The following is a 22,596-nucleotide window of genomic DNA, read 5'->3' on the forward strand; positions in this document are numbered from 1 at the left end:
CATTCCTTAATTCATCTTTGCGGCAATAAAATCGATGAAGGCGCGGATGCGCGCCGCCAGATGCTCATGGCCTGCAAAAACCGCGTGCACCTGTTCCGGTTCGTGCGGATTGTAATCGTCAAGCACTTCCACCAGCCTGCCACATTCAATATCCGGATCGACATCGAATTTGCCGATACGGGCAATGCCGAGCCCCGTCAGGCACAGGTTGCGGGCGATCGAGCCGCTGGAGGCCTGCACATTGCCGGGCGCCGGGCGCGTATAGAGCGCCCCGGTCTGCGGATCGCGAAACAGCCACTCACCGGGATTGCGGCCGAATGTGAAGGTGATGCAATTGTGTGTACCCAGATCATCGGGCCGCTGCGGTGTGCCGAAGCGTACCAGATAGTCGGGCGTCGCCACCGTGATGCGGTGACTGTCGAGAAGTTTTCGCGCCTTGAGGCTCGAATCCCGCATCGGCCCGACGCGGATGGCGATATCGGTACGCTCCTCGATCAGATCGATGACCCCGTCCGTCAGCGACAGCTCAAGCCGCACCTCCGGATACATCGCCAGGAACTCGCCCGCCAGCGGGATGATGTAGCGCTCGCCAAAGCCGACGGTGGCATTGACCCGAAGGAGACCGCGCGGCGTTGCCAGCCCGCCGCCGGAGACGATCTGTTCCGTCTCGGCAATATCCGCCAGGATCCGCTGCGCCCGGGCGAGATAGATTTCGCCCTCCGGTGTCAGAAGCAGCGACCGGGTGGTGCGCACCAGAAGGCGGGTGCCGAGCCGGTCCTCGATACGGGTGACCAGCTTGCTGACCGCCGATGGTGATAGTTTCAGCCGCCGTCCCGCCGCCGAAAAGCTCTTTGCCTCCGCCGCCGTGACGAACACCTCCATTTCGCCCGCCCGATTGTCCATGGCATCGCTTTCTGTGAATTCAATTCACAGTCATTTATCCATTCCCATGGATTATCGCGCAAGTGCCTTTGGCCCATATTCCGCTCAACGCAACTCATGACGGCCCGGATTACCAGTGTGCCGCCACCAACATGTCCGGCCTCCCACCGGCGACAAAGGTGCTCCCATGCCTCTTGCCCTCTTCGCACTGACGATCGCGGCATATGCGATCGGAACCACGGAATTCGTCATCGTCGGCCTGTTGCCGACCGTCGCCACCGATCTCGGCATCACTTTGCCGCTGGCCGGACTGATCGTCTCGATCTATGCGCTCGGCGTCACGTTCGGCGCGCCGATCCTGACTGCGCTGACCGGCCGGATCGAGCGCAAGCCGCTGCTTCTAGGGCTGATGGCGCTGTTCATCGCCGGCAATGCCATGGCAGCCCTTAGCCCGTCCTATGAGACATTGCTGATCGCCCGCGTGCTTTCGGCCTTTGCGCATGGCGTGTTCTTCTCCGTCGGCGCCACCATTGCCGCCGACCTCGTGCCTGAGAATCGCCGCGCCTCGGCCATTGCGCTGATGTTCATGGGGCTGGCGGTTGCGATCGTCACCGGCGTTCCGCTCGGCACATTCATCGGCCAGACCTTCGGCTGGCGCGCCACTTTCTGGGCTGTTGCAGGTCTCGGCGTCATTGCGCTTGCCGCCATCGCCGCGCTTCTGCCCTCCACCCTGTCGAAGGCGGCACCGGCCAGCATTCTCGATCAGGTTCGCGTGCTCGGTTCGGGCCGCCTGCTGCTGGTCTTCGGCATGACGGCGCTCGGTTATGGCGGCACGTTCGTCACCTTCACCTTTCTGGCGCCGATGCTGCAGGACGTCACCGGCTTTGCCGCCTCCTCCGTCAGCCTCGTTCTGGTGCTCTATGGCCTGGCGATCGCCGCCGGCAACATCATCGGCGGCCGCCTTGCCGACCGCAATCCGGTGAAGGCGCTGAGCTGGCTGTTTGCCATGCAGGCTGCGGTGCTGGTGATCTTCTCCTTCACCTCGGTCTCGGCCATCCCTGCCCTGATCACGCTGGCAGCGCTCGGCTTCCTGTCGTTCGCCAACGTGCCCGGCCTGCAGCTTTATGTGGTGCAACTGGCCAAGCAGCACCGGCCCGGCGCCGTCGATGTGGCCTCGGCGCTGAACATCGCCGCCTTCAACCTCGGCATTGCTGCCGGCGCCTGGATCGGCGGTCTGGTGGTGGCCTCGCCGCTCGGGCTCCAGGCAACCCCATGGGTCGGCGCCATCCTGGTCGCAGGTGCGCTGGTGCTCACCGTCATCAGCGGCATGCTCGACCGCAAGCCGGAGCCGATTGCCCAGGCGGCGTGAAGAACCCTGCTTGACCAGCGCAGCTCACGCCACATCTATAAGACATCATTCCAGACCCGGCCCCGTGCCGGGTCTCCTTCCTGAAAGGACATTTCCATGCAGACAGTCAGCGCCAACGGCGCCAATATTCCCGCTCTCGGCTTCGGTACCTTCCGCATGCCCGGCCCCGACGTGCTGCGCATCGTGCCGCAGGCGATCAAGCTCGGTTTCCGCCATATCGATACGGCGCAGATCTATCGCAACGAGGCTGAAGTCGGCGAAGCCATCGCAGCGTCCGGCGTTGCCCGCGGCGATATCTTCCTCACCACCAAGGTCTGGGTCGATCATTACAAGCATGCCGATTTTCTCACTTCCGTCGATGAGAGCCTGAAGAAGCTGCGCACCGACCATGTCGATCTGCTGCTTCTGCATTGGCCCAGCAGCGGCGTGCCGCTCTCCGAGCAGATCGGCGTGCTGAATGACGTGAAGAAGGCCGGCAAGGTCAAGAATATCGGCATCAGCAATTTCAACACGGCGCTGATGGCGCAGTCGGTCGCGCTCAGCGAAGCGCCGATCGCCACCAACCAGATCGAATACCACCCCTATCTCGACCAGACCAAGGTGCTGGAGGCGGCCCGCGCCACCGGCATGTCGATCACCGCCTACTACGCCATGGCCGATGGCAAGGTGCCGAACGAGCCGCTGCTGAAAGATATCGGTGCCAGGCACGGCAAGACCGCAGCCCAGGTGGTGTTGCGCTGGCTCACCCAGCAGAAAGACGTGATCACCCTGTCGAAAACGGCAACGGAAAGCCGCCTGAAGGAAAATTTCGACATTTTCGATTTCGATCTCACCAGCGACGAGATGGCCGCCATCCACAAGCTCGCCCGCCCGAACGGCCGCATCGTCAGCCCCGGCGGACTGGCACCGGATTGGGACCGGGCGGCCTGATCAGTGTGGGACAACGGAGCCGCCGGGCAACCGGCGGCTTGGACTGCACAAAGTCATTGAACCGGATGTTTGCTGAAGCGAACATCCCCCTTTCCGTCATCCTCGCCTTGCGGCGGAGATCCAGCGACCCGACTTGTGTCGGGCCGAAAAAACCTTTCAGCCCGACGACTTGGTCTGGATGAGTTCCTGTGACAAGCATGGGAATGACGGCGGTTTTGGCTGCCGTTTCATTTCCCATACCCCGCAATGATCAGAAACGTCTTTTCAGCAGTCTGGCCACTTGGCATTTCAACACTGCCGATGTTCGGATAAGAGAGGCCCGGGCCGCATTCAAGATGGCCGCGAGGGTCTCATGCAGTCATCACACATAACCACCGATTTCATGCCGGACTGGGCGGCCATCATTGCCGTCATTTTGGGTGCGTCGGCCTTTTCGGTGGCGCAGGGGATCACCTATCCGCTGATCTCGCTGACGCTGGAAAGCCGCGGCGTGACGCCGGCGATGATCGGCTTCAATGCGGTCAGTTTCGCGCTGGGGCTCGCCACCTCGACGCTGATGATCGGCCAGTTGACGGCACGGCTGCGCACCGACAAGCTGATCATAATCAGCCTTGCCGGCTGCTCGATCTGCCTTGCGACGTTTGCAGCGACAGCCTCGCTGCCGGTCTGGTTCCTCGCCCGGTTTCTCCTCGGCTTCTTCGCCAGCCTGATCTTCATGCTGAGCGAGGCCTGGATGAACTCAGCCTGCCCCGACCGGCTGCGCGGCCGGGTTTCCGGCCTCTACGGCGCCGGCATTTGCGGCGGTTTTGCCGCCGGGCCGCTGGTCATTCCGCTGATGGGAACGGAAGGCGGCTTCGGGTTCGCGCTGACCGCCGTCTATGTGGCGCTCGTCGCCTTCGCCACCGCCCTGTTGACGCTCTCGACCCGCACGACACCGGAGGCTTCCTCCACCCGCGACGTGTTCAGCTTCCTGCGCAAGGCGCCGGTGCTGATCGCCATGGTCCTTGCCTTCGGGTTTTCGGATATCGCGGCGATTTCGGTAATGCCGGTCTATTTCGTCAAGACCGGCCATTCGCAGGCCTTTGCAGCGCTCAGCGTCACGGTTCTGGCCCTGCCGACGGCCTTGGCCCAGCCTTTCATCGGCGTGCTGCTCGACCGGCTGCCGCGCCGGCGCGTGGCGATCGCCATGGGCGGGATCGGCGCCTTCGCCTTCCTGATCATTCCGTTCCTGACATCGCCGATTGCCATTCTCGCCGACTTCGCGCTGATCGGCGCTGCGAGCTTTTCACTCTATACCTGCGCGCTGACCATGCTTGGCGAACAGTATCGCGGCAGCATGCTGGTGGCCGGCAGCGCTGCCTTCGCGCTGGCCTATGCGGTCGGCAGCGGCATGGGCTCGGGCGCAACGGGATCGATCATGGACCTGTTCGGCGCTCACGCGGCCCCGGTCAGCGTCGGGCTGATCCTGGTAATTTTTACGCTGTTCCTGTCTTTCGGCGCGCGGGCGAAAACGGCCTGAGGTCTCAGGCCTTCACCGGGGTTCCCTGATGATAAGTCATGCGCCAAACCCCGTTGGTGCGGCGCCAGATCGATGATCGCAGTACGCGCCGGTTTTCCGCCGCCGTTTCATAGGTGAGCAGCGCCACGGTCTCCGACAGGCGCTTCAGCCGGTAGTTTTCCGATTGCACCGGCGGCCGGGCCTGCCCCGCCTCGGCAACCAGCGCCGCGATGATATCGGCGCGGCCATAGGCCTGTCCGGAGCTGCCGAACTCGGTGAAATCCTCGTCCAGCAGTTCGCCGGTCAAAAATGCGGAACCGCGCACCTGCGGGGCGTGGAGACATTCCTCCAGTTGCCTCAAGTGCGCGGCCAGATCGCTATCGGACGTATCGTCCATTCCTTGACGCTATCAGACGAACTGGCTGAGGCCCGGAACCGAGGCGACGACTTCGTCGACCACGTCCGCGCCGGCCTTTTCCTTGGCGTAGCCGATGGTTTCCTTGGCAAGGGCGGTGATTTCGCCCATGCCAAGCCCCTGCGACATCAGCTGCTGGCCAAGGGCCATGACGCCGCCGCCGGCGCCGACTGCATTCAGCAGGCCACCGAGCAGACCGCCGCCGCCGGTGCCTGCGCCATTATACTGCGCGACCAGCGCATCGGCGCCCGGAATGGCTTCGATCATCTTGGCAACCGGGCCGTCGGCGGCTTCGCGCTGCAGGAAGCCGAGCATCATGCCGATGGCCTTTTCAGCCGTCGCCGGATCGATGCCGACATTTTCGGCGACGCGTGTGACCAGTTCGTTCATGGGTGATTCTCCTCATTTAATTGACGTGAACGTCAAGGTAAATTATCTCGAATTGAAACTCAAGCGCGGTTCGGAACGGGTATCCACAGCGCGAGAACGCAATGATCGTTTCATGCCTTGCTGGCAATGACAATGCGGCCATCCAGCGCGCCAAAGCCGTTTTTTTGCATGGCAATCCTTCTGTTGCCGGTGAAAGGCACTCCTCTTATAACAGGCATGGGAAAACAATGTGATGGGGGCCTGCGAACCGCTGGCTTTCATCGGCGAAACGGAGACAAGGCCCATATGCTTGAGGACGGGAAGCTCTATATCGGCACCAGCCGGAAACCGGACGATACGATCAACAAGGGCGAATATCTGGATTTCAAATTCGGCAACCGCCACGGCCTCGTCACCGGCGCCACCGGCACCGGCAAGACCGTGACGCTGCAGATTCTGGCGGAAAGCTTCTCCAATGCCGGCGTACCGGTGTTCTGCGCCGACGTGAAGGGCGATCTGTCGGGCATCGGCGCCATCGGCGAGCCGAAAGACTGGGTGACCAAGCGGGCCGAGCAGATCGGCTTTACCGATTTCGCCTTCCAGGAATTTCCGGTGATCTTCTGGGATCTCTATGGCGAAAAAGGCCACCGGGTGCGCACCACCATGTCGGAGATGGGGCCGCTCTTGCTGTCCCGGCTGATGAACGCCACCGATGCCCAGGAAGGCGTCATCAACATCGCCTTCAAGATCGCCGACGAGGGTGGCCTGCCGTTGCTGGATCTCAAGGATTTCCAGGCGATGCTGAACTACATGGCGGAGAACGCATCGGCGCTGTCGGGCAAGTATGGCCTGATCTCCAAGGCCTCGGTCGGCTCCATCCAGCGCGAACTGCTGATCCTCGAGCAGCAGGGCGCCAAGAATTTCTTCGGCGAGCCGGCGCTGAAGGTCTCCGACATCATGCGCACCACCCGCGATGGCCGCGGCGCCATCTCGGTGCTGGCCGCCGACAAGCTGATGATGAACCCGCGTCTCTACGGCACGTTCCTGCTGTGGCTGATGTCGGAACTGTTCGAGGAACTGCCCGAGATCGGCGACCCGGACAAGCCGAAGCTGGTGTTCTTCTTCGACGAGGCGCATCTGCTCTTCAACGATGCGCCGAAGGTGCTTCTGGAACGCATCGAACAGGTCGTCCGGCTGATCCGCTCCAAGGGCGTCGGCATCTACTTCGTCACCCAGAACCCGCTCGACGTGCCGGAAACCGTGCTGGCCCAGCTCGGCAACCGCATCCAGCATGCGTTGCGCGCCTATACCCCGCGCGAGCAGAAGGCGGTAAAGACGGCGGCCGATACCTTCCGCCCCAATCCGGATTTCGACTGCGCCACCGTCATCACAAACCTGGGCACCGGCGAGGCGCTGGTCTCGACGCTCGAAGGCAAGGGCGCGCCCTCGATGGTCGAGCGCACGCTGATCCGCCCGCCATCCAGCCGCGCCGGCCCGCTGACGGAGGCCGAGCGCGCCAACGTCATGAGCATCAGTCCGGTGGCTGGCCAGTATGACGCGGATATCGACCGGGAATCCGCCTATGAGCTCTTGGCCCAGCGTGCTGCCAAGTCAACACAGCAGGCAGAAGAAAGCCGCGAGGCATCCGAAGCCCCGGCGCCGGCCGCTCCCGGCGGCAGCCGCTGGACCCTGCCCGGCTTCGGCGATGACGATGCGCAGGCGCCGGCCCAGCCCAAGCCGAAACCCCGCGCCGGCTACCAGCGCGAAAGTGTCGCCGAAGCGGCGATGAAATCCGTCGCCCGCACGGTTGCCTCGTCGCTCGGCCGGGCTTTGGTGCGCGGCATTCTCGGAAGCTTGAGGCGGTAAACATCACACGGATTTGAAACGGAAAACGGCGGTCCAGATGGGGCCGCCGTTTTTTTGTTTGTCCTGACCTGCCTCGCCTTAGGCGAGCGTTGCCGAGATTTCCGTGGAGGTGCGCAGCGCGTGGCTGTAGGGGCAGACGATGTGGGCGGCGGCGACGAGTTTTTCGCCCACTTCGCGGTCGACGCCCGGCAGGCTGACGGAGATCGACGGGCTGATGTAGAAGCCGGTGCCATCCTCGCGCGGGCCGATGCCGACGGTTGCGGTGACCGTTGCGTCTTCCGGAATCTTGACCTTTTCCTTGCCGGCGACGAATTTCAGCGCACCGAGGAAGCAGGCGGAATAGCCGGCTGCAAACAGCTGCTCGGGATTGGTGCCGGTCGCACCGTCGCCGCCGAGTTCCTTCGGAACGGTCAGCGTCACATCGAGAACACCGTCTTCACTGACGGCGTGGCCGGCGCGGCCACCGGTTGCGGATGCCTTGGTCGTGTAAAGAATGGGCATGTCTGTCTCCTTGGTTTCTCAGCGGTTGATGGCGGGGCAAATCCTTGCCTGAATTTTCAATAGCGCATTATTTAATTGTACGCAATATAATTTTGCAAATTGCAAAATCATGCTGAAACTGCGAGAATGGACAGTATGACCCGCGATAAAGACATGCGTAAGGACGATCTGAAAGAAGGCGATGCCCTGGCGCTCGGCCAGCAGCTGTGTTTTGCCGTCTATTCGGTCGCCCACGCCTTCAACCGGACCTACAAACCCCTGCTTGAAAAGTTCGGCCTGACCTATCCGCAATACTTGGTGCTGCTGGCGCTCTGGCAAAAGGACAGGATGACGGTGAAGGGAATAGGCGAGGAACTGGGGCTGGATTCAGGCACGCTTTCGCCGCTGCTCAAGCGGCTGGAAACCGCCGGTTTCGTCAGCCGAATCCGCGACAAGGGCGACGAGCGTCAGGTGATCGTCACGCTGACCCCGAAAGGCCAAGCGCTGAAGACCGATGCTTTCGGCATTCTGACGGAAATCGGTAAGGCGACCGGATGCAGCATGGCGGAAGCCGCCGCGCTGCGTTCGGCGCTGCATGATCTCAACGATCATCTGGGTGAGAACCAGCCCTTAGGGAACTAGGATGCCCGATAGGTGCCGGACGCGTGGGTGGCACAGACTGCTGGCAATTCCTAAATGCGATTATCGGACGAGAGCGCCCCCCACTCTCCGTCATCCTCGCCCTTGTGGCGGGGATCCAGCGACCCGACGTCTGTCGGGTCAAAAAACTCTTTCAGCTCAAGGACTTGAGCTGGCTGTATTCCTGTGACAGGCACAGGAATGACGGGGAATTTGGCGAGCGCAATGTTTCCCAAGTGACCTGCAAAATGGTCAGAAAATGACTTTGTCAGCAAGCTGAGCCGCCTTTCAGTCAGCGGGCTTTTCAGATAGCCTTTTCAGATGACCAGGATCGGCGCCTTGTCGCGCACGCGGTCATAAAGATCGATGACGTCCTGGTTGATCAGACGGACGCAGCCCGACGATACGGCCTTGCCGATCGACTGCCATTCCGGCGATCCATGCAGGCGGTAGAGCGTGTCTTCGCCGTTCTGGAAGATATACATCGCCCGTGCGCCGAGCGGATTGTCGAGACCGGGCGCCATGCCGCCATTGGCGATCGAGTATTTTTGCAGATGCGGCTGACGCGCCACCATCTCGTTCGGTGGCTTCCAGCGCGGCCATTTCTGCTTCCACTGGAGAACGCCCCTGCCTGACCAGGCAAAGCCTTCGCGGCCGATGCCGACGCCGTAGCGCATCGCCGACCCGTTGGAGAGGATGAGATAGAGAAAGCGCTCGCCGGTATCGACGATGATCGTGCCGGGCTTCTCGCCGAACGTATTGTCGACCTGCTGGCGATAGAAACGGGCGTCGATCTGCTCGTAGGGCACTGCCGGTATATTGAACCCGCCATCGAATTTGGGGCCGTACATGTCGGCATAATAGGTCGATTGCAGCGGCAGGCCCGTCGGGGTCATGCCGTCGCCGACCGGACCCTCCAGCTCTGCACCATAACGCGGATCGGCGAAACGGCCCTCCTGCGAGGGATCGCGAAAATACGGCGCGGTTTCGGCGCTGAAGCGATCGGTGTTCATCGACGACGCACAGCCTGCAAGGCCGGCGGACGCGACCGCAAGTCCGGACATATTGAGAAACTGCCGGCGGGAGAGTGCTTTTGAGAAGGTCATTGAACTCTGTATATTCCGTTGACGCATATGGCGAAGGCGCGGGCCCAAGTCCGCACAGGCATTCTATCCCGGCAAGCAAATACCGATCTCTTGCCACAAGTATGGCAATTGCGGCTGGATCGGGGCTTGCGGCCCCTCGACGCCTTCACGACTGCGCGAGGGAACGCCGGCGATGCAAAAACGACACAGAAAACCGGCTAGCCGGCCAGCAGGGACACGAATGCCGCCGCCCCGACCGGACGGCTGAAGAAATAGCCCTGGATGTCGTCGCAGCCGCTTTCTCTCAGGAAATCGATCTGTTCCTGCGTTTCGACACCTTCGGCAATCACCTGCATCTGCAGCTTCTGGGCCAGCGAAATGATCGCGCCGGTGATCGCCCGGTCGTCGGCGTCGCCTGGAATATCCTGGACGAAGGAGCGGTCGATCTTCAGGCGGCGCACCGGAAAGCGCTTCAGCGCGCTGAGGCTGGAATAGCCGGTGCCGAAATCATCGATGGCGAGATGGACGCCGAGCGCTTCCAGTTCGTGCATGGTGGCGACGGCCGATGCGACATCCTGCATGATCAAGCTCTCGGTCAGTTCCAGCTCGAGATAACAGGCTTCCAGTCCGCTTTCCTCCAGCGCTTCGGCGACCTTCGACACCCAGTTGCGCTCCTTGAACTGCCGGGCGGACACATTGACGCTGACGACGATCGGCGGCAGGCCGGCGTCCTGCCAGGCCTTGTTCTGGCGGCAGGCCTCGTTCAGCACCCATTCGCCGATCGGCACGATCAGCCCGGTTTCCTCGGCTAGCGGAATGAAGTCGCCCGGCGAAATCAGGCCGCGTTCGGGGTGCTGCCAGCGCAGCAGCGATTCCGCGGCAAAAATCCTGCCCGTCTTCAGGTTCATCTGCGGCTGATAGTGCAGCACGAATTCGCCGCAGGCCACCGCATCATGCAGTTCCTCGTGGCGCCGCAACCGTTCGTGCGCCTTGGCCGCCATCTGGGCGTCGAACACCTGCAGATTGTTGCGGCCGACCTCCTTGGCCCGGTACATCGCCGAATCGGCATTGGCCAGAAGTTCGCTGGCGCTCTCTCCGTGTTCGGGATAGCAGACGACCCCCATCGAACAGCTGACCTGCAGGCTGCGTCCGGCCAGCACGACCGGTGCGCCGATGGCCGCGCGGATCGCCTCCAACCGCGACAGCATGACGCTGTTGTCCGGCGGCAGGCTATTGAGCAGAATGATGAATTCATCACCGCCGACCCGCACGATCATGTCCGACTTGCGCACGCAGGCCAGCATCCGCCCGGCGACGACCCGCAGCAGTTCATCCCCGGCATGATGCCCGAGCGTGTCATTGATCAACTTGAAATTATCGAGATCGAGGAAGGCCAGCGCCACCCATTGGCCGGTCACGCGGGCCTGCTCCAGGGCGCTGGCAACGCGCCCGTCAAACAAGGCCCGGTTCGGCAGCCCCGTCAGGGCGTCGTGATGCGCCATGAACTGGATGCGCTCTTCCGCTTGCCGCCGCTCGATGGCAATACCGGCAAGGTGTGCGGCCATCGAAATGAGGTCGGTCTGGTCTGCCGACGGCATGCCGGGTTGATGCGAATAAAGCGCGAACGTGCCGAGCACCTGGCCCTGATAGGACAGGATCGGCATCGACCAGCAGGACCGGTATCCCAGCGGCCGCACCATGCCGGCATAGTCTTCCCAGAGCGGATCGGACTGAATATCGCAGACGAACACCGGCTCGCCACGAAACGCCGCCGTGCCGCAGGATCCGGCCTTGGGTCCGATGGCGACGCCATGGATCGCTGCGCAATAGGCAATGTCGAGCCCCGGCGCAGCACCCGTCAGAAGATGCTTCTTGTCGGGTGACAGAAGCAGGATCGAGCCGATAATGCCGGGCAGATGCGCCTCGATCATCAGGATCAGTTCATTGAAGAAGTCGGGCAGCGGCGTGCTCGTGGCAATCAGTTCCAAAAGGCGCGCCTGTCCAAGCAGAAGGCGCTCGGCCCGTTTGCGGTCGGTGATATCGCGCGATATGCCGACAACGCCGATGGTTGTCCCCTGCTTGTCGCGCAGCGGCACCTTCGAGGTCATCAGCCAGCGCTCAACCCTGCTGACCGCGTTCAACTCCTCGATACCGAACATCGGTTCGCCGGTTTCGATCACCCGGCGTTCGGCCTCCTTGAAATGCCGGGCGTTTTCAGGCGTATGAATATCGAAATCGGTCTTGCCAATGATCTCATGAGCTTCACGGAAACCGTTTTCCGTGGCCGTCGCCTGGTTGGCGATCAGAAAGCGGCCTTCGAGGTCCTTGGCATAGATGTAATCGGGAACATGGTTGACCATCGTCTCGAGCCAATAATGGCGATCGGCGATATCGGGTTCAGGGCCGAACATGCGCGTAACTTCGGCGGCAAGCCGCTGACTTGCCGCGATCAATCGCTGCGTGTCGTCGTTGCTGGAAATCCTGGCTCCGCTGTCCCTTCGATAGCGGCTTAAATTCTTCGTCAAGCTGGCCTCCAAAGACGGTTACACCGGTCTAGCCGTCTCTTCCTTGTTCCCCAGCCTGACTTCTAGCAGCCATAAGTTATTCTTCCCTAAAGATAGGGTGGCCGACCAAACGCATTCCGTACAGGAACGGAACAACCACCAACCCCTAATTGCCATAGACCAGCTTGCATCGTATCGTTTTGGTGTATTCCGCCCGGCACGATCCGTGCTTTGGCAACCCAAAGGATCTGCCATGCTGAACCGCCGCCTGCTTCTGTCGTCAATAGCCTCGATGGCGTTTTGCGCAGCGGTCAGCCGCGTTTCCAGCGCTGCTGCCATGAAGCCTGCACCGGATGGCCTGCGCGGCACGATCGATATTTCCGGCTATGGCATCACCCCGGATACTACCGGCGATCAAAGCCAGGCCATCAGCCGTCTGTTCGAGGAAGCCGCAGCACAGGGCTTGCCCGTCCTCCTGCCGGCCGGCGATTACCGCGTCTCCGGCATTGCGCTTCCCGACACGCTCTGGGTCAGCGGCGTTCCCGGCCGCACCCGGCTGATTCACGCCGGCGGCGGCCCCTTTCTCACCGGCGACGGACTGAGCAAGCTCACCCTGTCGGACCTTGTTTTCGACGGCGAAGGCAAATCTCTGGGGAACGAAGCCGGCGGGCTTCTGCATCTGCGCGGGATCGCCGATCTCACCATTGAGAACTGCACGATCACCGGAGCTTCGAAACATGGCGTTCATGCCGAGCGTTGCGGCGGCCGGATCACCGGCAACGGCATTTTGCAAGCGGCCTTCGCCGGTCTCTATGCTGTTGACAGCGCGCGGCTGGCGATCACCGCCAACACAGTCTCCGACTGCGGCAATGGCGGCATTCTCGTGCATCGCTGGGAGGCGGGCGAAGACGGCACGATGGTCAGCGGCAACCGGGTGCTCAAGATCGCCGCAAACAATGGCGGCACCGGCGAAAACGGCAACGGCATCAATATTTTTCGCGCCTGGAATGTGATGGTGAGCGACAATCACATCGCCGACTGCGCCTTTTCCGCCATCCGCGCCAACGCCGCCACCAATGTGCAGATTTCCAGCAACCAGTGCCTGCGCTCCGGCGAGACGGCGATCTATTCCGAATTCGGCTTTCAGGGCGCCATCGTATCCGGCAACCTGGTCGATGGCGCCGCCAACGGCATCCTGATCGTCAATTTCGACGATGGCGGCAGGCTGGCCACCGTCAGCGGCAACATCGTCCGCAACCTGCATATCGATGGCCCCTATGTGCATGACGGTGCCGGTTTCGGCTTCGGCATTGCGGCGGAAGCCGACACGGTGATTTCCGGCAACGTCATCGAGAACGCGCCGAAATGGGGGCTGATGCTCGGCTGGGGACCCTATATGCGCGGCATCGTCGCGACAGGCAATCTGGTGCGCGGTTCTGGTGGCGGTTGCGCCGTCACGGTGGTCGAGGGGGCGGGCACGGCGCTGATCGCCAACAACCTGTTTCAGGACGTCAGAGACGGCGCCATTCTCGGTTTCCGCTGGAACGGCAAGGCGACGGGCGATCTGCTGACAGGTGGAAGCGAAGCCTTTGCGCACCTCACCCTTGCCGGCAACCGGCTCGCCTGACCGCGTCACATCAAAAGATTTCATGGATGATATCAACGCTCTGCGCTTCAAGCGCCGGCGCGCTTGCCATAGCGTGCGGCGACCGCAAGCAAAGGGGAACGGACATGCTGACGATCTACGGAGTTTACTGCTCGCGCGCCTCGCGCAACTACTGGATGGCGGAGGAACTCGGCATTCCCTTCCAGTCGGTGCCAGTGATCCAGGCGCGGCTGCTGACAGACCCGCTGGCAGCTGACGCCCGGATCAACACCAAGTCGCCCTCCTTTCTCGCCGTCAACCCGATGGGGCTGATCCCGGCGATCGAGGATGACGGATTGGTGCTGGCGGAATCGCTTGCCAACAATCTCTATCTCGCCCGCAAGCATGGCGGCCCGCTGGCCGGCGCCACAGTCCGCGAAGAGGGCGAGATGACCGCCTGGACCTTGTGGGCGGCAACCGAGGTCGAGCCGCATACGGTGAAGATCGTGCTGACCCATGACAACGGCGCGGAAAAAACCCCGGACGGCAAGGTTTTGATCGAGGCCTGCGTCAAGGGGCTGGAGCGTCCGCTGGCGCGGCTCGAACAGCATCTGCAGGCACAGGACTATGTGGTCGGAAACCGTTTCACCGTCGCCGATCTCAATCTGGCGGAAGTGCTGCGTTATGCGATGAGCGAGACCTATCTGTTCGACAGATATCCGGCTGTGAAAGCCTGGCTTGGCCGCTGCCATGCACGGCCGGCGTTTGAGGCAATGATGGCCGGGCGGCGCAGGGAGGTGCAGGCCGCCTGACGCCTATTCGAAACCAAGTCGCCGCATGCTCCCGGCGATTTCGTCACGCACCCATTGCTTGAAGGCCGTCACTGTCTTGGTTTCACGGCGCGAGGGCGGCGTGACGAAATAATGCGCGAACCCCGTCGTCGCCCGCAGAGGGAAAGGCATCACCAGCCGCTTCTCGATCAGCGAATAGGCGGCCAGCGTCTGCCAGGCCAGCATCACGCCCTGCCCGGCGATCGCCGCATCGAGACACAGCGAAGCATCGTTGAAGATATGCCGCGTGACCATCTGCTGTCCCGACAGGCCCACCTCGCGCAGCCACATCTCCCAGCTGAGCGTCGAATGGCCATCGATGACGGCCGGGATTTTCAAAATATCCGCCGGTTGCTTCAGTTTTTCTGCAATAGCGGGTGAACAGACGGGAAAGACCTCCTGCGCCAACAGAAGCTCGGCCTTGACGCCCGGCCAATCGCCAGCGCCGACGCGGATGCCGATATCGACGCCGGCACTTTCCAGATTGACCAGCGCCGTCGTCGCATCGATGCGCAGGCGGATATCGGGGTGTTTTTCGGTAAAACGATCCAGGCGGTGAACCAGCCACCGCGCTGCGAAAACCGGGGCGACCGAGATCGTCAGGATCGTTTCGTCGCGCCGCTTTGCCGAGGCGACCGCCTGATCCAGCGTTTCGAAACCGCCGGTCAGGCGGGGCAGAAAACTCTCGCCGAAAGGTGTTGCCACCAGGCCGCGCGGGCTGCGCTCGAACAGGATGCGGCCAAGCTGTTTCTCGGTCTTGATGATCTGCTGGCTGACGGCCCCGACGGTGACGCCAAGCTCGCCCGCCGCCGCCTGCAGCGAACCGAGACGTCCGGCAACCTCGACCGCCCGCAATCCATTGAGGTGAATGCTGTTCAGATCCTTCATATAGTTTTTCTATATGCTTCACGCCACAATCTCAATTGAAATTGCTGCGAACGAGGAGGATCATGTGACCATCGAAGAAGGATGGTGATGCCATGTTGAAGATTTTCTCGATACTCGACCAACTGCTTCCCGCTCCCGCTGACGATGACGCACCGGCAAACTGGAGCCGCGACCCGTTGCGCCACCCGGACATTGCCCGGATGGATACGCGCGAACTGGGCGACCTGCCGTTTCCGGGCAATACCGTGCGCCTGTCGCCGAAACTGCCCTGTGAGGCATGCCAGGCCTGAGCTTGCCGAAGGACTTGAAGCGGGTGCGTTTTGGGCGGACAGTGATCCGTCTCAGCGGGCAAGACGATGACCGGCCATCAGGAAACGGATTTCGAACGGGTAATGCGGCTCGCCACAGCGGCGGGCCTGCCCGGGATTGCGCCGGGCACCTCCTACGGAACGCCGGCGCTGCAGGTGCGCGGCAAGATGTTCGTGCGCATCAAGGAAGCGGGCATTCTCGTCCAGTGCGCGCTGGAAGAAAAGGCCATGCTGATCGAGCTGGCGACCGAGTTCTATTTCGAGACCGATCACTACAAGGGCTGGCCGGCCATGCTGGTTCGCCTCGACGTCATCGGCGACCGGGATTTGACAGAGCGGCTGATCGCCGCCTGGCGGCAGAAAGCGCCGAAGCGCCTTGCCGCCGGTTTTGTTGCATCTGCAACGCCTTAGCCTAACCGGCAGCGACGGACAGAACCTTTTTCACCGCCCGACGCTCGGCCATGCGCTGGCTGTGTTCGTAGACTTTCGGAAAGCGCCTGGAATCGACCCCGTCGCCTTCCAGCCAGCTGGCAAGGGTAAAGAGGTATGGGTCGGCGATCGAATAGGTCTCTCCCATGACCCAGGGACCGGAAAACATGGTGGTTTCGATCAGCTCGAAACACTCGCTCATATTGCTGGCCACCTTCAACGTCATGGCCTCGATCACCGCCGGGTCATCGGCCCAGCGGCCGCCGCGGCGCTTGTGTGCATGCGCCACATGCACGGTCGAGCACAGATAGGCGTTAAAGGACTGGATGCGCGCAAACTCGAAAGGATCCCGCGGGATGCCGACCGGCGTTTCCGCAAATTTCTGGCCGATATAGGCAAGGATCGCAGGGGATTCGGTGATCACCCCGCGATCGGTGAGCAGCGCCGGAACGCGTCCTTTCGGATTGAGGCGCAGAAAATCGGCTGACCGTTGTTGTTGCGTGCCAAAGTCGATCCTTTCGGCCTCATAGGCCGCGCCGGCTTCCTCAAGGGCGATATGAGAGGCCTGCGAGCAGCTTCCCGGCGAAAAATAGAGCTTCAACATGCAGGCGCTCTCTCCATCTGCCGGCGGTGGGCAGGCATCTTCCGGTGCGGAGCATAGCAACCGCGCCGGCTGTTTGCCAGCCGGCGATCAGGCCGTTTTGATCAGGCGCAACCTGGCACGTCGTCCAGCCGGAAATAGACCGGAATGCCACGCTCGCGGGCAATGCGCACATCATTGTCGGCGCCCTTGCTTTCGCCCGGCAGACGCAGGACAGCCTCGCACAGCTGCAGAAGCCGCCCGGCGACGGGATGGAAAATCTGCTCGTAGAGGTCGTCACCCACCTCACGCCCGCCCGCCGCGTGCCAGATCGGCAGCGCCACCCATTCGCCGATCATCGGCACATGCCCTGCCTGAAACAGCGCATGCGAGGGTGCTTCCAACCGCTTGAGGTTTGCAGCCATCTTTTCCGGGTCGTCGCTTGTGCCCGATCGGTAGGGGCCGGCAATCAAAATCAGCATGGTTTTCTCCATTAAGCTGCACGATAATTTGAGATTATTCTGGATATTTCACGATAAACCATGCAATATCGTGCAGAGTCAAGATATGCTTTGGAGACCAAAATGCTGACTTCACAACGGCGGGCGCTGATTGCGGCACGACTGGCAAGTGACGGGCAGATCGTGGCCGGTGAGCTGGCGCAGGAACTTGATTTGTCGGAAGACACGATCCGGCGGGATCTGCGCGACATGGCGGCAGCCGGCCTGTTGAAACGGGTGCATGGCGGCGCGCTGCCGGTGGCGCCGCCTCTGCCGGACCTCGAAACCCGCCAGACGATGTCCACCGATGTCAAGAAACGGCTGGGGCGCAAGGCAGCAGACCTTGTGCGTGCAGGACAGTTGATCTTCATCGACGGCGGCACCACCAATGCCGAACTGGTGCGCGCCCTGCCGCGCGAGATGGAGCTGACGATTGCGACCCACAGCCCGGCGGTCGCGGCGCTGCTGGAAAAACACCGGGCCGAGGTGATCCTGATCGGCGGCAGGCTTTACAAGCACTCGATGGTTTCGACAGGCGCTGCGGCCCTTGCTGCGATCGGCGGGCTGCGGCCCGACATCTTCTTCCTCGGCGCCACCGCCATTCATCCGGCCCACGGCCTTTCCACCGGAGACTATGAAGAAGCCGCCATCAAGCGGGCCATTGCAGCGCAATCGGCCGAAACCGTGGCCCTTCTCACCGAGGAGAAATTCGGCGCCGTTTCACCGCATCACATCACCGGCATCAAGGACATGGCAGCCCTGATCATATCAGCCGGAATGGCCCCGGAGACCAGCGCACCCTACCGGCAGAAAGCGGCGCGGATCATCGAGGCGTGAGGATCAGGCGGCTCTTGGCGTGATGCGATCCAGCGCGCTGCCCAACTCCCGCCGCGTCTCCATGAGGTCATGATCCGTCTGCAGCCGAAGGAAAAACCCTTCCGACAATCCAAAATAGCGGGCGAGCCGCAGGTCGGTATCGGCCGTCACGATCCGCTTTCCGAGAACGATTTCATTGATGCGGCGTGGCGGCACGTGAATGGCCCGGGCCAGACCATTCTGGCTTAATGCCATCGGCGCCAGAAAGTCCTGCAACAGGATTTCACCCGGATGTGGATTGGCGAGCAGATCGCCGTCAATGATAGTCTGCGATTTCGACATCGTTTGCCTCACCTTCCTGCCATGTAAAACAGATGCGCCACTGATCATTGATGCGAATGGAATACTGCCCGGAGCGATTGCCCTTCAGCATTTCAAGCCGGTTTCCCGGAGGAATTCGCAAGTCATTCACACTATTGGCGGCATTGATCAATCGCAATTTTCGCAGGGCAATTGCCTGAATTTCGGCAGGCAGCCTGCGACTGCGCCGACCGCTCCAGATACTTTCAGTTTCACGGTCGGCAAAACTCTTGATCATGGGCAACCATAACGCATCACGTCATAGCCTTCAAGCGTGCGATCACGCCGCAAAAGCGTTGGTCACCCGGACATCGCCGACATGGATGCCGTTCCAGTTTTTCATCGCATGGTTGGCCTGGGCCATCAGGCTTTGGTGTAGTTCCGGCTCATCGGTGAAGAAGCGGGCGAGCGTGGCGGCGATCATGGCTTCGGCGGCGCGGGTGGTGCCGTCCTCGCATTTCAGCGCAATGGCGATGCCCTTTTCCGGAATAGCGGCGCAGAACACGCCTTCGGCACCGGTCTTGGCAAAGATGCGGCCGGGGGCCGTCTGCATCAGCCTGGTGCAGGCGCGCTTGCTGCCGGCGACGTAGAAGGGCTCGGCCATGCAGGCTTCGATCAGGCGTTTCGACGCCTTGGCGCGCAGCGGCTCCAGGCCGTTGCCGGTCGCCATCCTGGCAAAGCCGTGGGCAAGGCCCTTCAAGGGTACCGCGTAAGTCGGGATCGAGCAGCCGTCGGTGCCGCAATTGTCATGGGCAAGGACCGCGCCTGTCAGGCTTTCCATCACACCGCGGATTTCGCGCTGCAGCGGATGATCATAGGCGACGTAGCCTGCAGGTTCCTCGCCGCTATGGCAGCAGGCGCAGATGAAACCAGCATGTTTGCCAGAGCAATTGTTATGCAGCGCCGAAGGATGCTCCAGCGCGCGGGCCTGGCTGATGATGGTGTCCTGATTGAACGACCAATGGGCGCCGCATTCGAGCGTCGAAACGTCCCTGCCCGCTGCCGCCAGCATCTCGGCGGCCAGCGCCACATGTTCCGGTTCGCCATTGTGCGAGGAGCAGGACAGCGCTAGGGCCCGCTTGTCGAAACCGTAGGCATCGGCGGCACCGGTTTCCATCAGCGGCAGCGCCTGCATGGCCTTGCAGGCCGAGCGCGGAAAGACGCCGGCATCGGTCTCCCCAAGGGAAAACACCGTCTTGCCGTCGCCATCGACGACGATCACCATGCCGCGATGGCGGCTTTCGACCAGATTACCGCGCGTGACTTCAACAAGAACCGGGTTCGACATGGTTGTGCCCTCAAAAATCCAACTTCTCCCCTGTCTTTAGACCAAGACAAAGCAACGCAAAACCCGGGCCTGCCAATGAAATTTGTTCGACGATTGTTTCTTGCCATCCTGTTCGTCTATCTCGTGCCGGCGCTCGCTTCCGCCGGCTGGTGGTATGTCAAGGAAAGGCCCGTCAATTGGCGGGAAGCGGACTGGACGTCGGCCCATATCCTGCCCAAACCGGGCGATGACCAGGACGCGGCGATCTACATCTTTTCGGCCACGACAGGCGGCATGAAAGGTGCGGTCGCCAGCCATTCCTGGATCGTCACCAAGGGACAGGGCGACACGACCTATAACCGCTATGACAAGGTCGGCTGGGGCTCGCCGATCCGCCGCAACGGCTATCCGGCCGATGCGCGCTGGTATTCGAACACGCCGAAGCTGGTCGTCAGCGTCAAGGGCGAAGAAGCCACACGCCTCATCCCGAAGATCGAGCAGGCGATCCAGTCCTACCCCTATTCGAAGCCCGGTGGCTACCGGATCTGGCCGGGGCCGAATTCCAACACCTTCGTCGCCCATGTGCTGCGCTCGGTGCCGGAGCTTGGCGCGGTTCTGCCGCCAGACGCCGTCGGCCGCGATTATCTGCCGGAGGGCAAGCTGTTTTCGGTCGATGCCGACGGAATGGATATGCACGCCACGCTCTACGGGCTGCTGGGCATTTCGGCCGGTGTGCGCAGCGGTTTCGAGGTGCATTTCATGGGGCTGGTCGCAGGGATCGACGTGATGCACCCGGCGGTGAAGATCCCGGCGCTGGGGCGTTTCGGGGTCTGAAAAGGAAGCAAGCGCAATCCTCAAGCGGGAGACAACTCTCGAACGAGGCCTCGATTTATGCTAAAGAGAAGACAAGATATTTCGGAGCAATCCAATGACGCTTTCCATTCGTCTTTCCGATGCCGCTGAAAAGCAACTGGAACAGCTTGCCCGCGAAACCGGGCAAAGCAAGGAATTCCATGTCCATCAATTCATAAAGCAGGGCCTTGAGGAAATCGAAGACTACAATCTCGCCGCAGAAATTGCCGCGCGCGTCCAAAACGGAGAGGAAGCTGTCTACTCTCTGGCCGAGGTGAGGAAAGACCTTGGCCTGGACGATTGAAATCACGGCAAGAGCGCGAAAAAGCATCAACAATCTGGACAGACAAGCCGCAATTCGCGTCCTTTCCTTTCTTTCAGACAGGCTTGCTGCAACTGACAATCCGCGTCAACTCGGCAAACAGTTGACCGGCCCGCTCAAGCATTATTGGAGCTACCGCGTCGGTGACTATCGTCTGTTATGCGAAATCAAGGATGAGAAATTGATCGTGCTGGTTCTCGACGTTGGAAATCGCCGGGAAATATACCGGTAAGGCGAAACACAATCCCGGAGACATTGCAGCAGACAAACAAAAAGGGCCGCTTTGCAGCGGCCCTCCATGAGTTTTGGCCAGGTAAAAGGCCCGGACCGTATCTTCTTGAAGACACGACCCGCAGGAAGGTGGGTTCAGATCGAGGGCTGCCTCGTTCCGATCACTACAACTCCCATGCCCGTTACGAGGTTTATAATCTCATTAGACACTGGATCACCTTCCTTTCGTTTAATTGATGATGAGATAAAGGTAATCCGATTCTTGCCGATTGCAAGAGCCCCTGCTTTAGACTTTAGAACGTCATGACGATCTTGCCGATGTGATCGCCGGCTTCCATCAGGCGGTGCGCTTCGGCGACCTCGGTGAACGGCACGATCGCGTGCATCACCGGGGCGATGTCGCCGTCCTCCAGCAACGGCCAGACATTGTCCTCCAGATCGTCGCGGATCGATTCCTTCTCGACGGCCGTGCGCGGCCGCATGGCGGAGCCCATGATGTGCAGGCGCTTGCCGAGGACGGCTGCGATGTTGGCTTTTTCGACCACGGCGCCGCTGAGGAAGGCGATGATCGACAGGCGGCCGTCCTTGGCGAGGCAGCCGATGTTGCGGTCGAAATAGGGCGCGCCGACCATGTCGAGGATGACATCGACGCCGCGTCCGCCGGTTTCCTCGAGGATCACCGACTTGAAATCCTCCTCGCGATAATTGATCGCCCGCTTGGCACCCAACGCACTGCAGGCGTCGCATTTGTCCTTGCTTCCAGCGGTGACGAAGACTTCGGCGCCAAAGGCGCGGGCCAGCTGGATGGCGGTGGTGCCGATGCCGCTGGAGCCGCCATGGATAAGGATCTTTTCGCCTTCGACCAGATCGGCCATCTGGAAGACATTGGCCCAGACGGTGAAGAAGGTTTCCGGAAGCGCCGCCGCACGCGCCGCATCATAGCCTTTCGGCCAGGGCATCGCCTGCGTCGCGGGTAGCGCGCAAAATTCGGCATAACCGCCGCCATTGGCAAGGCCGCAGACCTTGTCGCCGACGATAAACCCTTCGGCCCCCTCGCCCATGGCCACCACTTCACCGGCGACTTCCAGGCCCAGGATCGGGCTTGCGCCCGGCGGCGGCGGATAATTGCCCAGCCGCTGCAGCACATCGGGGCGGTTGACGCCTGCGGCTTCGACACGGATCAGAATGTCGCCGGGCTTCAGATCCGGCAATGGCCCGCGTGCCAGAACCATCTTTTCCGGACCGCCGGGGGACGGCAGGTCGACATAGGTCATTTCGCTCGGCAGGGTCACGGTGTTCTCCTTGATCGGTGCTGCCGGTTATCTAGCGCGCCAGATGAAAACGGCAAAGCTGTTGTTTTTCCTCCGCTTCCCCGCACCGTTTCAACTCGGGCCGCCGAGCGGCAAACGCTCCGCCGCATCATGGCGAAAATGGGCCGTACGCGGTGCTGAAAAGATTAAGTTTCTTTAATTTGAAACCGCTGAAAACCCGGCCTAGCGTTGCAGTCGAACCGGGAGCCGCCGGCGGCTCGCAAGCCGCGACGCGACGGGCTTCGGACGGTTTCGAGACGGTCCCGTGTGCGGGACAAACA

The 22,596-nt window shown here is 61.6% G+C and carries 26 protein-coding genes; 13 read left to right on the plus strand and 13 right to left on the minus strand.

The genetic code is table 11. The features are described from left to right. Positions 1-6: 6 nt before the first annotated feature. Positions 7-903, minus strand: coding sequence for a LysR family transcriptional regulator (locus ACP7BS_RS05255; protein WP_426236710.1), 897 nt, complete (start codon positions 901-903; stop codon positions 7-9). Positions 904-1,069: 166 nt separating this feature from the next. On the opposite strand from ACP7BS_RS05255, the gene ACP7BS_RS05260 reads away from it, so the two are divergent. The 3 genes from ACP7BS_RS05260 (at position 1,070) to ACP7BS_RS05270 (ending at position 4,700) form a co-directional block, all read left to right on the plus strand. After that, positions 1,070-2,251: an MFS transporter gene (locus ACP7BS_RS05260; RefSeq protein WP_426236712.1), complete on the plus strand. Its 1,182-nt coding sequence runs from the start codon at positions 1,070-1,072 to the stop codon at positions 2,249-2,251. A 96-nt stretch (positions 2,252-2,347) separates the two neighbouring features. After that, positions 2,348-3,181 carry an aldo/keto reductase gene (locus ACP7BS_RS05265; RefSeq protein ID WP_426236714.1) on the plus strand — a complete coding sequence of 278 codons (834 nt, stop codon included), beginning with the start codon at positions 2,348-2,350 and terminating at the stop codon, positions 3,179-3,181. A gap of 352 nt (positions 3,182-3,533) precedes the next feature. Further along, complete coding sequence (locus ACP7BS_RS05270) at positions 3,534-4,700, plus strand: MFS transporter (RefSeq protein WP_426236715.1); 1,167 nt, start codon at positions 3,534-3,536, stop codon at positions 4,698-4,700. A gap of 4 nt (positions 4,701-4,704) precedes the next feature. Here ACP7BS_RS05270 and ACP7BS_RS05275 read toward each other — a convergent pair whose 3' ends face one another. Both ACP7BS_RS05275 and ACP7BS_RS05280 read right to left on the minus strand, forming a co-directional pair. Then, a complete protein-coding gene (locus ACP7BS_RS05275; protein ID WP_426236717.1) occupies positions 4,705-5,076 on the minus strand; it encodes a DUF4440 domain-containing protein in 372 nt (123 codons plus the stop codon). A gap of 12 nt (positions 5,077-5,088) precedes the next feature. Next, positions 5,089-5,484, minus strand: a complete 396-nt coding sequence (locus ACP7BS_RS05280) for a hypothetical protein (RefSeq protein ID WP_426228729.1) — start codon at positions 5,482-5,484, stop codon at positions 5,089-5,091. Positions 5,485-5,769: 285 nt separating this feature from the next. Here ACP7BS_RS05280 and ACP7BS_RS05285 point away from each other — a divergent pair, with 285 nt between their 5' ends. After that, the gene (locus ACP7BS_RS05285) at positions 5,770-7,329 is read left to right on the plus strand and encodes a helicase HerA-like C-terminal domain-containing protein (RefSeq protein WP_426236719.1); all 1,560 of its coding nucleotides are present in this window, start codon (positions 5,770-5,772) and stop codon (positions 7,327-7,329) included. A 78-nt stretch (positions 7,330-7,407) separates the two neighbouring features. Here the strand turns inward: ACP7BS_RS05285 and ACP7BS_RS05290 are convergent, their stop codons facing one another. Then, a complete protein-coding gene (locus tag ACP7BS_RS05290) occupies positions 7,408-7,830 on the minus strand; it encodes an organic hydroperoxide resistance protein (RefSeq protein ID WP_426228732.1) in 423 nt (140 codons plus the stop codon). A gap of 135 nt (positions 7,831-7,965) precedes the next feature. Here ACP7BS_RS05290 and ACP7BS_RS05295 point away from each other — a divergent pair, with 135 nt between their 5' ends. Then, complete coding sequence (locus ACP7BS_RS05295) at positions 7,966-8,451, plus strand: MarR family winged helix-turn-helix transcriptional regulator (protein WP_426228734.1); 486 nt, start codon at positions 7,966-7,968, stop codon at positions 8,449-8,451. 314 nt (positions 8,452-8,765) lie between these two features. On the opposite strand, the gene ACP7BS_RS05300 is transcribed toward ACP7BS_RS05295, so the two are convergent. Together ACP7BS_RS05300 and ACP7BS_RS05305 are read right to left on the minus strand one after the other, a co-directional pair. Next, complete coding sequence (locus tag ACP7BS_RS05300; RefSeq protein ID WP_426236721.1) at positions 8,766-9,554, minus strand: L,D-transpeptidase family protein; 789 nt, start codon at positions 9,552-9,554, stop codon at positions 8,766-8,768. A gap of 197 nt (positions 9,555-9,751) precedes the next feature. After that, on the minus strand, positions 9,752-12,058 hold the full coding sequence (locus tag ACP7BS_RS05305; protein ID WP_426236723.1) for a sensor domain-containing protein: 2,307 nt from the start codon (positions 12,056-12,058) through the stop codon (positions 9,752-9,754). 232 nt (positions 12,059-12,290) lie between these two features. Here ACP7BS_RS05305 and ACP7BS_RS05310 point away from each other — a divergent pair, with 232 nt between their 5' ends. Continuing rightward, positions 12,291-13,664 (plus strand): TIGR03808 family TAT-translocated repetitive protein, encoded by a 1,374-nt coding sequence (locus tag ACP7BS_RS05310; RefSeq protein ID WP_426236725.1) that lies wholly within the window; start codon positions 12,291-12,293, stop codon positions 13,662-13,664. A 104-nt stretch (positions 13,665-13,768) separates the two neighbouring features. Continuing rightward, complete coding sequence (locus ACP7BS_RS05315; protein ID WP_426236727.1) at positions 13,769-14,434, plus strand: glutathione S-transferase family protein; 666 nt, start codon at positions 13,769-13,771, stop codon at positions 14,432-14,434. Between the two features lie 3 nt (positions 14,435-14,437). Here the strand turns inward: ACP7BS_RS05315 and ACP7BS_RS05320 are convergent, their stop codons facing one another. Further along, complete coding sequence (locus ACP7BS_RS05320) at positions 14,438-15,340, minus strand: LysR substrate-binding domain-containing protein (protein ID WP_426236729.1); 903 nt, start codon at positions 15,338-15,340, stop codon at positions 14,438-14,440. A gap of 92 nt (positions 15,341-15,432) precedes the next feature. On the opposite strand from ACP7BS_RS05320, the gene ACP7BS_RS05325 reads away from it, so the two are divergent. Then, positions 15,433-15,630: a hypothetical protein gene (locus ACP7BS_RS05325; RefSeq protein ID WP_426228745.1), complete on the plus strand. Its 198-nt coding sequence runs from the start codon at positions 15,433-15,435 to the stop codon at positions 15,628-15,630. Between the two features lie 66 nt (positions 15,631-15,696). Further along, positions 15,697-16,059, plus strand: a complete 363-nt coding sequence (locus tag ACP7BS_RS05330) for an MmcQ/YjbR family DNA-binding protein (protein WP_426236730.1) — start codon at positions 15,697-15,699, stop codon at positions 16,057-16,059. Between the two features lies 1 nt (position 16,060). Here the strand turns inward: ACP7BS_RS05330 and ACP7BS_RS05335 are convergent, their stop codons facing one another. Continuing rightward, complete coding sequence (locus ACP7BS_RS05335) at positions 16,061-16,681, minus strand: glutathione S-transferase family protein (RefSeq protein ID WP_426236732.1); 621 nt, start codon at positions 16,679-16,681, stop codon at positions 16,061-16,063. A 101-nt stretch (positions 16,682-16,782) separates the two neighbouring features. Beyond that, a complete protein-coding gene (locus ACP7BS_RS05340) occupies positions 16,783-17,139 on the minus strand; it encodes a DUF4406 domain-containing protein (RefSeq protein ID WP_426228750.1) in 357 nt (118 codons plus the stop codon). 102 nt (positions 17,140-17,241) lie between these two features. Here ACP7BS_RS05340 and ACP7BS_RS05345 point away from each other — a divergent pair, with 102 nt between their 5' ends. After that, a complete protein-coding gene (locus ACP7BS_RS05345; RefSeq protein WP_426236734.1) occupies positions 17,242-17,994 on the plus strand; it encodes a DeoR/GlpR family DNA-binding transcription regulator in 753 nt (250 codons plus the stop codon). A 3-nt stretch (positions 17,995-17,997) separates the two neighbouring features. Here the strand turns inward: ACP7BS_RS05345 and ACP7BS_RS05350 are convergent, their stop codons facing one another. The 3 genes from ACP7BS_RS05350 to ACP7BS_RS05360 are packed head-to-tail and all read right to left on the minus strand — an operon-like array spanning position 17,998 to position 19,621. Beyond that, on the minus strand, positions 17,998-18,315 hold the full coding sequence (locus ACP7BS_RS05350; protein WP_426236736.1) for a HigA family addiction module antitoxin: 318 nt from the start codon (positions 18,313-18,315) through the stop codon (positions 17,998-18,000). Next, positions 18,290-18,571: a type II toxin-antitoxin system RelE/ParE family toxin gene (locus tag ACP7BS_RS05355; protein ID WP_426236738.1), complete on the minus strand. Its 282-nt coding sequence runs from the start codon at positions 18,569-18,571 to the stop codon at positions 18,290-18,292. The genes ACP7BS_RS05350 and ACP7BS_RS05355 overlap by 26 nt, the downstream gene beginning before the upstream one ends. Before the next feature lie 42 nt (positions 18,572-18,613). Next, positions 18,614-19,621 carry an asparaginase gene (locus ACP7BS_RS05360; protein WP_426236740.1) on the minus strand — a complete coding sequence of 336 codons (1,008 nt, stop codon included), beginning with the start codon at positions 19,619-19,621 and terminating at the stop codon, positions 18,614-18,616. 75 nt (positions 19,622-19,696) lie between these two features. Between ACP7BS_RS05360 and ACP7BS_RS05365 the strand changes: the two genes are divergently transcribed. From ACP7BS_RS05365 to ACP7BS_RS05375, 3 genes are all read left to right on the plus strand, one after another. Next, on the plus strand, positions 19,697-20,434 hold the full coding sequence (locus ACP7BS_RS05365; protein WP_426228758.1) for a DUF3750 domain-containing protein: 738 nt from the start codon (positions 19,697-19,699) through the stop codon (positions 20,432-20,434). Positions 20,435-20,528: 94 nt separating this feature from the next. Continuing rightward, positions 20,529-20,756, plus strand: a complete 228-nt coding sequence (gene relB / locus ACP7BS_RS05370) for a type II toxin-antitoxin system RelB family antitoxin (RefSeq protein ID WP_426228760.1) — start codon at positions 20,529-20,531, stop codon at positions 20,754-20,756. Continuing rightward, positions 20,740-21,006, plus strand: a complete 267-nt coding sequence (locus tag ACP7BS_RS05375) for a type II toxin-antitoxin system RelE family toxin (protein ID WP_426228762.1) — start codon at positions 20,740-20,742, stop codon at positions 21,004-21,006. The genes relB and ACP7BS_RS05375 overlap by 17 nt, the downstream gene beginning before the upstream one ends. A gap of 292 nt (positions 21,007-21,298) precedes the next feature. On the opposite strand, the gene ACP7BS_RS05380 is transcribed toward ACP7BS_RS05375, so the two are convergent. Next, positions 21,299-22,297, minus strand: a complete 999-nt coding sequence (locus ACP7BS_RS05380; protein WP_426236742.1) for an NAD(P)H-quinone oxidoreductase — start codon at positions 22,295-22,297, stop codon at positions 21,299-21,301. Between the last annotated feature and the right edge of the window lie 299 nt (positions 22,298-22,596).

Origin of the sequence: Pararhizobium sp. DWP1-1-3 (genome assembly GCF_049896125.1) — a bacterium.
Taxonomy (GTDB): Bacteria; Pseudomonadota; Alphaproteobacteria; order Rhizobiales; family Rhizobiaceae; genus Pararhizobium.